The 10,526-nt window shown below is 61.0% G+C and carries 9 protein-coding genes; all 9 read left to right on the top strand.

What is annotated here, in order from left to right; all coding sequences use genetic code 11:
* The first annotated feature begins 5 nt into the window (after nt 1-5).
* Nucleotides 6-1,352 carry a UDP-N-acetylmuramoyl-L-alanine--D-glutamate ligase gene (gene murD / locus AF70_RS21550; protein WP_018930132.1) on the top strand — a complete coding sequence of 449 codons (1,347 nt, stop codon included), beginning with the start codon at nt 6-8 and terminating at the stop codon, nt 1,350-1,352.
* Nucleotides 1,349-2,566 (top strand): putative lipid II flippase FtsW, encoded by a 1,218-nt coding sequence (gene ftsW / locus AF70_RS21545; RefSeq protein ID WP_019582352.1) that lies wholly within the window; start codon nt 1,349-1,351, stop codon nt 2,564-2,566. The genes murD and ftsW overlap by 4 nt, the downstream gene beginning before the upstream one ends.
* Nucleotides 2,556-3,626 carry an undecaprenyldiphospho-muramoylpentapeptide beta-N-acetylglucosaminyltransferase gene (murG, locus tag AF70_RS21540; RefSeq protein WP_018930134.1) on the top strand — a complete coding sequence of 357 codons (1,071 nt, stop codon included), beginning with the start codon at nt 2,556-2,558 and terminating at the stop codon, nt 3,624-3,626. The genes ftsW and murG overlap by 11 nt, the downstream gene beginning before the upstream one ends.
* A complete protein-coding gene (gene murC / locus AF70_RS21535) occupies nt 3,619-5,079 on the top strand; it encodes a UDP-N-acetylmuramate--L-alanine ligase (protein WP_019582351.1) in 1,461 nt (486 codons plus the stop codon). Before murG ends, murC begins: the two co-directional genes overlap by 8 nt.
* Nucleotides 5,076-6,032: a D-alanine--D-alanine ligase gene (locus tag AF70_RS21530; RefSeq protein ID WP_028939845.1), complete on the top strand. Its 957-nt coding sequence runs from the start codon at nt 5,076-5,078 to the stop codon at nt 6,030-6,032. The genes murC and AF70_RS21530 overlap by 4 nt, the downstream gene beginning before the upstream one ends.
* Before the next feature lie 4 nt (nt 6,033-6,036).
* Nucleotides 6,037-6,906: a cell division protein FtsQ/DivIB gene (locus AF70_RS21525; RefSeq protein ID WP_007939848.1), complete on the top strand. Its 870-nt coding sequence runs from the start codon at nt 6,037-6,039 to the stop codon at nt 6,904-6,906.
* Between the two features lie 15 nt (nt 6,907-6,921).
* Entirely contained in the window at nt 6,922-8,181 is a 1,260-nt protein-coding gene (gene ftsA / locus AF70_RS21520) for a cell division protein FtsA (RefSeq protein ID WP_007939849.1), read from the top strand.
* Nucleotides 8,182-8,247: 66 nt separating this feature from the next.
* Complete coding sequence (ftsZ, locus tag AF70_RS21515; RefSeq protein ID WP_007939850.1) at nt 8,248-9,441, top strand: cell division protein FtsZ; 1,194 nt, start codon at nt 8,248-8,250, stop codon at nt 9,439-9,441.
* 112 nt (nt 9,442-9,553) lie between these two features.
* Nucleotides 9,554-10,465 carry a UDP-3-O-acyl-N-acetylglucosamine deacetylase gene (gene lpxC, locus AF70_RS21510; RefSeq protein WP_007939852.1) on the top strand — a complete coding sequence of 304 codons (912 nt, stop codon included), beginning with the start codon at nt 9,554-9,556 and terminating at the stop codon, nt 10,463-10,465.
* Nucleotides 10,466-10,526 lie beyond the last annotated feature (61 nt).

The raw sequence follows: 10,526 nt of genomic DNA, 5'->3' as shown, positions 1-10,526 counted from the left end.
AACGAGTGTCTCTGATCGCTTCTGACCACTTCCGCATCGTTGTCGGCCTCGGCAAGAGCGGCATGTCCCTGGTTCGCTTCCTGGCGAACCGGGGCGTGTCGTTTGCTGTCGCCGATACGCGGGAAAATCCACCGGAACTGGCCACGCTCAAGCGTGACTATCCGCACGTGGAAGTGCGTTGTGGCGAGCTGGACGTCGAATTCCTGTGCCGTGCCGACGAGCTCTACGTGAGCCCCGGCCTGGCGCTGGCGACCCCGGCCCTGCAGGCTGCCGCCGCCCGTGGCGTGAAAATGTCCGGCGACATCGAGCTGTTCGCGCGTAACGCGAAAGCGCCGATTGTCGCCATTACCGGTTCCAACGCCAAAAGCACCGTCACCACCCTGGTCGGCGAGATGGCGGCTGCGGCCGGCAAGCGTGTTGCCGTTGGTGGCAACCTCGGCACACCGGCGCTGGATTTGCTCAGCGACGACATCGAACTGTACGTGATGGAACTGTCGAGCTTCCAGCTCGAAACCACCGATCAGCTCAACGCCGAAGTGGCGACCGTGCTCAACATCAGTGAAGACCACATGGACCGCTACAGCGGTCTGCCGGCCTATCACTTGGCCAAGCACCGGATCTTCCGGGGCGCCAGGCAGTTTGTGGTCAACCGTCAGGACGCCCTGAGCCGTCCGCTGATGGGTGAAGGTCAGCCGTGCTGGACCTTCGGTTTGAACAAACCCGACTTCAAGGCCTTCGGCATTCGAGAAGAGAACGGCGAGAAATACCTGGCCTTCGAATTCCAGAACCTGATGCCGGTGCGCGAGTTGAAAGTTCGTGGCGCGCATAACCAGTCCAATGCCCTGGCGGCCTTGGCGCTCGGCCACGCCGTGGGCCTGCCGTTCGACGCAATGCTTTCGGCCCTGCGTAATTTCGCCGGGCTCGAGCATCGCTGCCAGTGGGTCCGCGACCTTGATGGCGTGAGCTACTACAACGATTCCAAAGCCACCAACGTCGGCGCCGCCTTGGCGGCCATCGAAGGCCTGGGGGCGGACATCGACGGCAAGCTTGTGCTGATCGCCGGTGGCGATGGCAAGGGCGCCGAATTCAAGGATTTGCGTGATCCGGTGGCGGCCAACTGCCGCGCCGTCATTTTGATGGGCCGTGATTCCGACAAGATCGGTGAGGCCATCGGCGATGCCGTGCCACTGATTCGCGTTGGCTCGCTGATCGAAGCGGTCGAGCAATGCCGCGCCATCGCCGAAAAGGGCGACGCGGTGCTGCTGTCGCCGGCTTGCGCCAGCTTCGACATGTTCAAGAACTATGAAGACCGTGGTCACCAGTTCGTCCGCGCCGTGGAGGATCTGGCATGAGCTTGAAGAACATCATCAAGCCGTATCCATCGCCGCTGATCACCGGGCGCGGTATCGACCTCGATTTCCCGATGCTCGCCGGTTGCCTGGCACTGCTCGGCCTGGGGCTGATCATGATTGCCTCGGCATCGACCGAGGTGGGGGCGGTGCAGTCGGGCAGCGCCCTGTACTACATGATTCGCCACCTGATCTACGTTGTGCTGGGCCTGGGTGCCTGCATCGTCACCATGATGATTCCGATTGCCACCTGGCAACGCCTGGGCTGGCTGATGCTGCTTGGTGCGTTCGGCTTGCTGGTGATGGTGATCGTCCCGGGGATCGGTCGGGAAGTGAACGGTTCGATGCGCTGGATCGGCTTCAGTTTCTTCAACGTTCAGCCTTCCGAGATCGCCAAGGTGTTCGTGGTGATCTACCTCGCCGGTTATCTGGTGCGCCGTCAGAAAGAAGTGCGTGAAAGCTGGATGGGCTTCTTCAAGCCGTTCATCGTGCTGCTGCCGATGGCGGGGCTGTTGCTGATGGAGCCGGACTTCGGTGCCACCGTCGTTATGATGGGGGCGGCGGCGGCAATGCTGTTCCTCGGCGGAGTCGGTCTGTTCCGGTTTTCCCTGATGGTGGTCCTGGCTGTCGCGGCGGTGGTGTTGTTGATTCAGATGCAGCCGTATCGAATGGCGCGTCTGACCAACTTTGCCGATCCGTGGGCCGACCAGTTCGGTGCCGGCTATCAGCTCTCCCAGGCCTTGATCGCTTTCGGTCGCGGCGAATGGCTGGGCGTCGGCCTGGGTAACAGCGTGCAGAAACAGTTCTACTTGCCGGAAGCCCACACCGACTTCGTGTTTTCGGTGCTGGCTGAAGAACTCGGGGCCGTGGGTTCCTTGTGCACGGTGGCGCTGTTCGTCTTCGTGTGTATTCGTGGCATGTACATCGGCCTGTGGGCCGAGAAAGCCAAACAGTTTTTTGCCGCCTACGTTGCTTACGGCTTGTCGTTCCTGTGGATCGGCCAGTTCCTGATCAACATCGGCGTGAACGTCGGCCTGCTGCCGACCAAAGGTCTGACCCTGCCATTCCTCAGTTATGGCGGCAGTTCGTTGGTGATCTGCTGTGCCTGTCTTGGCTTGTTGCTGCGCATCGAGTGGGAGAGTCGAACCCATTTGGGCAGCGAAGAAATGGAATTCCATGAGAGCGACTTCGCCGAGGAGCCGAACCATGGGCGCTAACGTACTGATCATGGCTGGCGGCACCGGGGGCCATGTGTTCCCGGCACTTTCCTGTGCGCGTGAGTTCCAGGCCCGCGGCTACACCGTGCACTGGCTCGGCACGCCCCGCGGGATCGAAAACGATCTGGTGCCGGCGGCCGGTATTGAATTGCATCGGATCCACGCCAGCGGTTTGCGCGGCAAAGGCAAATTGTCCCTGCTCAAGGCGCCGGTCATGTTACTCAAGTCGATCTGGCAGGCGCGGGCGATCATTCGTCAGCTGCGGCCAGTCTGTGTGGTCGGCTTTGGTGGTTTTGTGACTGGTCCTGGCGGCGTTGCAGCCAGACTGGCCGGCGTGCCGGTCATCGTTCACGAGCAGAACGCCGTGGCCGGTACCGCCAATCGGTTGCTGGTGCCGTTGGCCGCCCGAGTCTGTGAAGCGTTCCCCGACACCTTTACCCTGTCGGACAGCCGTCGGACCACCGGTAACCCGGTGCGCACCGAGCTGTTCCTCGAAACACCGCGACCTGCCCTGGCCGGTCGCAAGGCGCGTTTGCTGATCCTGGGCGGAAGCCTGGGCGCAGAGCCGTTGAACAAGTTGCTGCCTGAAGCCCTGTCGCAAGTCGCCCCCGATCTGCGCCCGGACGTGTTTCATCAGGCCGGCAAAAACCACGATGAAGTGACTGCAGAGCGCTATCGCGCGGCTGGCGTCGAGGCGCAAGTGCAGCCTTTCATCAAAGACATGGCCCAAGCCTATGGCTGGGCCGACCTGGTGGTGTGCCGCGCAGGTGCGCTGACCATCAGTGAACTGGCGGCCGCCGGTCTGCCCTCGATGCTGGTGCCTTTGCCCCACGCGATCGACGATCACCAGACCCGCAACGCCGATTATTTGGCCCGTGAAGGCGCTGCCTTCCTGATGCCGCAAAGAACGACTGGCGCAGCGGACCTTGCCGCTCGCCTGACAGAGGTCTTGATGCAACCGCAACGACTCAACGACATGGCCAGCGCGGCACGCCGCCTGGCCAAACCCGATGCCACTCGTAACGTGGTCGATACTTGCCTTGAGGTGGCCCATGGTTGAGAACAAGAAAGCCATGCCACAACCGGAAATGCGCCGTATCCGTCGTATCCACTTCGTCGGAATCGGCGGCGTGGGTATGTGCGGTATCGCCGAAGTGTTGCTGAACCTGGGCTATCAAGTGTCCGGTTCCGACCTGAAAGCTTCGCCGGTGACCGAGCGCCTGGAATCTTTTGGTGCGCATATTTTCATCGGCCACCGTGCCGAGAACGCCGCAGCCGCCGACGTGCTGGTGGTGTCGAGCGCCGTCAACACGTCCAACCCGGAAGTCGCGACCGCGCTGGAACGCCGGATTCCGGTGGTGCCGCGTGCCGAGATGCTCGCCGAGCTGATGCGCTACCGCCACGGTATCGCCGTCGCCGGTACTCACGGCAAAACCACCACCACCAGCCTGATCGCTTCGGTGTTCGCCGCCGGTGGCCTGGACCCGACGTTCGTCATCGGTGGCCGTCTGAATGCCGCGGGCACCAATGCTCAGCTTGGCACCAGCCGCTACCTGATCGCGGAAGCCGACGAAAGCGATGCCAGCTTCCTGCACTTGCAGCCGCTGGTGGCCGTGGTCACCAACATTGACGCCGATCACATGGCGACCTACGACGGCGACTTCAACAAGCTGAAGAAAACCTTCGTCGAGTTCCTGCACAACCTGCCGTTCTACGGTTTGGCGGTGGTGTGCCTGGACGATCCAGTGGTGCGTGAAATCCTCCCGCTGGTGAAGCGTCCGACGGTCACTTACGGCTTCGGCGATGACGCTGACGTGCGCGCCATCAATGTGCGCCAGCAAGGTATGCAGACTTTCTTCACCGTGCTGCGCCCTGATCGCGAGCCACTGGATGTCTCGGTAAACATGCCGGGCAACCACAACGTGCTGAACGCGCTGGCGACCATTTGCATTGCCACTGATGAAGGCGTCAGCGATGAGGCCATCGTCCAGGGCCTGTCCGGGTTCCAGGGTGTTGGCCGTCGCTTCCAGGTGTACGGCGAATTGCCGGTCGAAGACGGCAACGTGATGCTGGTGGACGACTACGGTCACCACCCAACCGAAGTCGCGGCCGTGATCAAAGCCGTGCGCGGTGGCTGGCCGGAGCGCCGTCTGGTGATGGTCTACCAGCCGCACCGTTACAGCCGCACCCGCGACCTGTACGACGATTTCGTCAATGTGCTGGCCGACGCCAACGTGCTGCTGCTGATGGAAGTCTATCCGGCCGGCGAAGAGCCGATCCCGGGCGCCGACAGCCGCAAGCTGTGTAACAGCATCCGTCAGCGCGGTCAGCTCGACCCGATCTACATCGAGCGCGGTATCGATCTCGCGCCGATCGTCAAGCCGCTGCTGCGTGCCGGCGACATTCTGCTGTGTCAGGGCGCCGGTGATATCGGCGGTCTCGCACCCAAACTGTTGAACAGTCCGTTGTTCGCCGGGGCCGTTGCCGCACCGGTAGAGGGGAAGTTGAAATGACTGCTGCTTACGCCAACCTCGTCTCCACTGTCGCGCCGAAGGATTTCGGTCGCGTTGCCGTGCTGTTCGGCGGCAAGAGTGCTGAGCGTGAAGTGTCCTTGAAGTCGGGTAACGCGGTGCTCGAAGCACTGCAAAGCGCCGGCGTGGACGCGTTCGGTATTGATGTGGGCGATGACCTGCTGCAGCGCTTGCTGAACGAAAAAATCGACCGCGCCTTCATCATCCTCCACGGTCGTGGCGGTGAAGACGGCAGCATGCAGGGCCTGCTCGAATGCGCAGGAATTCCGTACACCGGCAGCGGCATTCTGGCCTCGGCACTGGCCATGGACAAACTGCGCACCAAGCAGGTCTGGCACAGCCTCGGCATTCCGACGCCACGCCACGCGGTACTGCGCTCCGAGGCCGATTGTATTTCGGCGGCCACGGAACTGGGCTTCCCGTTGATCGTCAAACCGGCCCATGAAGGCTCCAGTATCGGGATGGCCAAAGTGACTTCCGCGCCCGAGTTGATCGAGGCGTGGAAAGCGGCCGGTACCTACGATTCGCAAGTGTTGGTAGAGCAATGGATTCACGGTCCGGAGTTCACCATCGCCACCCTGCGTGACCAGGTGTTGCCACCGATTGCCTTGGGCACGACGCACAGTTTCTACGACTACGACGCCAAGTACATCGCCAACGATACCCAGTACCGCATTCCGTGCGGCCTGGACAGCGACAAAGAAAAGGAACTCATGGACCTCACGGCCAAAGCCTGTGAGGCGCTGGGTATCGCCGGTTGGGGCAGGGCGGACGTGATGCAGGACGCCGACGGGCAGTTCTGGTTCCTGGAAGTCAACACCGCACCGGGCATGACCGATCACAGTCTGGTGCCAATGGCGGCCCGTGCCGCTGGCCTGGATTTCCAGCAACTGGTTCTGGCGATTCTGGCCGCAAGCATTGAGCCACGAGGGTAAGACCATGCAAGGCGCACAGCTGAGACATCAGCCCTCCGCACCACCCGGCCGCAAGCCGGTGCCGCGGGGTGCCAGCCGAATGGTGGCCAAAGAGCCGATGTCCGTGCGCCTGCCGAAAGCCAACTTCGGTTTTCTGAAAAGCCTGTTCTGGCCCGTGCTGCTGGTGGCGTTGGGGTTCGGTACTTACGAAGGCGCACAGCGTTTGCTGCCGTACGCTGACCGGCCGATCACCAAAATCGCCGTGCAGGGCGACTTGAGTTACATCAGCCAGCAAGCGGTGCAGCAGCGGATCGCCCCGTACGTGGCGTCGAGCTTCTTCACCATCGACCTGGCGAGCATGCGCACCGAGCTTGAACAGATGCCATGGATTGCCCACGCCGAAGTGCGTCGGGTGTGGCCGGATCAGGTAGTGATTCGCCTGGAAGAACAACTGCCGGTGGCCCGTTGGGGCGATGAGTCGCTGTTGAACAACCAGGGACAGGCGTTCACCCCGCGCGAGCTGGCGAACTACGAACACTTGCCACAGCTGTTCGGCCCGCAGCGGGCCCAGCAACAAGTGATGCAGCAATACCAGGTGCTGAGCCAGATGCTCAGGCCATTGGGCTTCTCGATTGCACGCCTGGAGTTGCGTGAACGAGGCAGCTGGTTCCTGACCACCGGCGCAGGCAGCGCCGGTCCCGGAATCGAACTGCTGCTGGGACGCGGCAACTTGGTGGAAAAGATGCGCCGCTTCATTGCCATCTATGACAAGACGCTCAAAGAGCAGATTACGAACATTGCGCGCATCGATCTGCGCTACGCCAACGGCCTTGCCGTTGGCTGGCGGGAACCTGTAGCGCCGACGACAGCCCAACCCGCTGTCGCAAAGAATTAAGAAGAGGCAGGACCCATGGCAAACGTGCAAAGCGGCAAAATGATCGTCGGTCTCGATATCGGCACCTCCAAGGTGGTGGCGCTGGTCGGCGAGGTCGCGGACGACGGCACGCTCGAAATCGTCGGGATCGGTACACATCCGTCCCGCGGCCTGAAAAAAGGCGTAGTGGTGAACATCGAGTCCACCGTCCAGTCGATCCAGCGCGCTATCGAAGAAGCGCAGCTGATGGCCGGTTGCCGGATCCACTCGGCGTTCGTCGGCGTGGCCGGCAATCACATCCGCAGCCTGAACTCCCACGGCATCGTGGCGATTCGTGATCGCGAAGTCAGCTCCGCCGACCTTGAACGCGTCCTCGACGCCGCCCAGGCTGTGGCAATCCCGGCTGACCAGCGCGTGCTGCACACCCTGCCGCAGGATTATGTGATCGATAACCAGGAAGGCGTGCGCGAGCCGCTGGGTATGTCCGGCGTGCGTCTGGAAGCCAAGGTTCACGTGGTCACCTGCGCCGTCAACGCCGCACAGAACATTGAAAAATGCGTGCGCCGCTGCGGCCTGGAAATCGACGACATCATTCTCGAGCAGCTGGCTTCGGCGTATTCGGTGCTGACCGACGACGAGAAAGAACTGGGCGTGTGCCTGGTGGACATCGGCGGCGGCACCACCGACATCGCGATCTTCACCGAAGGCGCGATCCGCCACACCGCAGTGATCCCGATTGCGGGCGACCAGGTGACCAACGACATCGCGATGGCGTTGCGCACCCCGACCCAGTACGCCGAAGAAATCAAGATTCGCTATGCCTGCGCCCTGGCCAAACTGGCCGGTGCCGGCGAAACCATCAAGGTGCCGAGTGTCGGCGACCGTCCACCGCGCGAACTGTCCCGCCAGGCCCTGGCCGAAGTGGTCGAGCCGCGTTACGACGAGCTGTTCACCCTGATCCAGGCCGAACTGCGTCGCAGCGGCTATGAAGACCTGATCCCGGCCGGCATCGTGCTGACCGGCGGTACGTCGAAGATGGAAGGCGCGGTCGAACTGGCCGAAGAGATCTTCCACATGCCGGTTCGCCTGGGCGTGCCCCATGGCGTCAAGGGTCTGGACGACGTGGTCCGCAACCCGATCTATTCCACCGGCGTTGGCCTGTTGATGTACGGCCTGCAGAAGCAGTCCGACGGGATTTCGTTCTCGGGCATCGGCAGCCGCGACAGCTACAGCAATGACGAACCGAAAGCCGCTCTGCTCGATCGCATCAAGAGCTGGGTACAAGGCAATTTCTAAAGCTTTACCGCAACACCGCTTCAAAAGCAGTAGGCGAAAAAACTAGAGAATGTAAGGAGAGGGAAAATGTTCGAACTCGTAGACAACATCCCCGCAAGCCCGGTTATTAAAGTTATCGGTGTTGGCGGAGGCGGCGGCAACGCTGTCAATCACATGGTCAAGAGCAACATTGAAGGCGTTGAATTCATCTGCGCCAACACTGATGCCCAAGCGCTGAAAAGCATCAGCGCGCGCACCATTCTGCAACTGGGCACCAGCGTGACCAAAGGTCTGGGCGCCGGCGCCAACCCTGAAGTAGGTCGTCAGGCCGCTCTCGAAGACCGTGAGCGCATTGCCGAAGTCCTGCAGGGCACCAACATGGTGTTCATCACGACCGGCATGGGCGGCGGTACCGGTACCGGTGCAGCGCCAATCATTGCTGAAGTGGCCAAGGAAATGGGGATCCTCACCGTTGCGGTGGTGACCCGTCCGTTCCCGTTCGAAGGCCGCAAGCGCATGCAGCTCGCCGACGAAGGTATCCGTCTGCTGTCTGAAAGCGTCGACTCGTTGATCACCATTCCCAACGAGAAGCTGCTGACCATCCTCGGCAAAGACGCAAGCCTGCTGTCGGCTTTCGCCAAGGCCGACGATGTACTGGCCGGCGCCGTTCGCGGTATCTCCGACATCATCAAGCGTCCGGGCATGATCAACGTCGACTTCGCCGACGTGCGTACCGTGATGAGCGAAATGGGTATGGCGATGATGGGCACTGGCTGCGCCAGCGGTCCGAACCGTGCACGTGAGGCGACCGAAGCGGCCATTCGCAACCCGCTGCTCGAAGACGTGAACCTGCAAGGTGCACGCGGCATCCTGGTGAACATCACCGCCGGTCCTGACCTGTCGCTGGGTGAGTACTCCGACGTGGGTAGCATCATCGAAGCCTTCGCATCCGAGCACGCAATGGTCAAGGTCGGTACCGTTATCGATCCGGACATGCGCGACGAACTGCACGTGACTGTGGTTGCCACAGGTCTGGGCGCTAAAATCGAGAAGCCTGTGAAGGTCATCGACAACACCGTTCACACCTCGATGGCTTCCCAGCCACAACAACAAGCCCCTGTTCGTCAGGAACAGCCTGCGGTGAACTACCGTGACCTGGACCGTCCGACCGTCATGCGCAACCAGGCTCAGGCCGGTGCTGCGACTGCCGCGAAGATGAACCCGCAAGATGATCTGGACTACCTGGACATCCCGGCTTTCCTGCGTCGTCAGGCCGATTGATGAAATGTATCAGGGGTATTAGGGTGATTGGTGTTCAGCAAAGGTCTGGTCTGCTATCATCGCCAGCCTTTGTTGATACCAGTTCGCAATTTGCGCTGAAGCGGCCCATGCCATGATTAAACAACGCACCCTGAAGAATATTATCCGTGCCACAGGTGTCGGCCTGCACTCCGGGGAGAAGGTCTACCTGACCCTCAAGCCAGCGCCTGTCGACACCGGCATTGTGTTTTGTCGTGCTGACCTCGACCCTGTGGTGCAGATTCCTGCCCGCGCGGAAAACGTTGGCGAAACCACTATGTCGACCACGCTTGTTAACGGTGACGTCAAAGTGGACACGGTGGAGCACCTGCTCTCGGCCATGGCTGGCCTGGGCATCGATAACGCCTACGTCGAGCTCTCCGCGTCCGAAGTCCCGATCATGGATGGTAGCGCTGGACCCTTCGTATTCCTGATTCAATCGGCCGGCCTGGAAGAGCAGGACGCCGCCAAGAAGTTCATCCGGATCCTGCGGGAAGTGACAGTGGAAGACGGCGACAAGCGCGCCACTTTCGTCCCTTTCGAAGGTTTCAAAGTGAGCTTCGAGATCGATTTCGATCACCCGGTTTTCCGTGACCGCACACAAAGTGCAAGCGTGGATTTTTCCAGCACTTCGTTCGTAAAAGAAGTCAGCCGCGCACGTACCTTTGGTTTCATGAGTGATATCGAGTACCTGCGCAAGCACAACCTCGCACTCGGCGGCAGCGTTGAAAACGCAATTGTGGTCGACGCGGATGGTGTACTGAACGAAGACGGCCTTCGCTATGAAGACGAATTCGTGAAGCACAAAATCCTCGATGCGATTGGTGACCTCTACCTGCTGGGCAATAGCCTGATTGGTGAGTTCAAGGGCTTCAAGTCCGGACACGCATTGAACAACCAGCTGCTGCGCAAGTTGATTGAGCAGACAGATGCTTGGGAAGTCGTGACGTTCGAAGACGCCAGCACCGCACCGATCTCTTACATGCGTCCTGTTGCGGCCGTGTAAGCAAAAAACCTCTCTAGTTTTTTAAAGGCTACCTTCGGGTGGCCTTTTTTTATGCCAGCGG

It is taken from the genome of Pseudomonas sp. KD5 (assembly GCF_012932895.1).
GTDB lineage: Bacteria > Pseudomonadota > Gammaproteobacteria > Pseudomonadales > Pseudomonadaceae > Aquipseudomonas.
The sequence above is the reverse complement of the archived record's forward strand: the minus strand, read 5'-3'. Positions and strand labels throughout refer to the sequence as shown.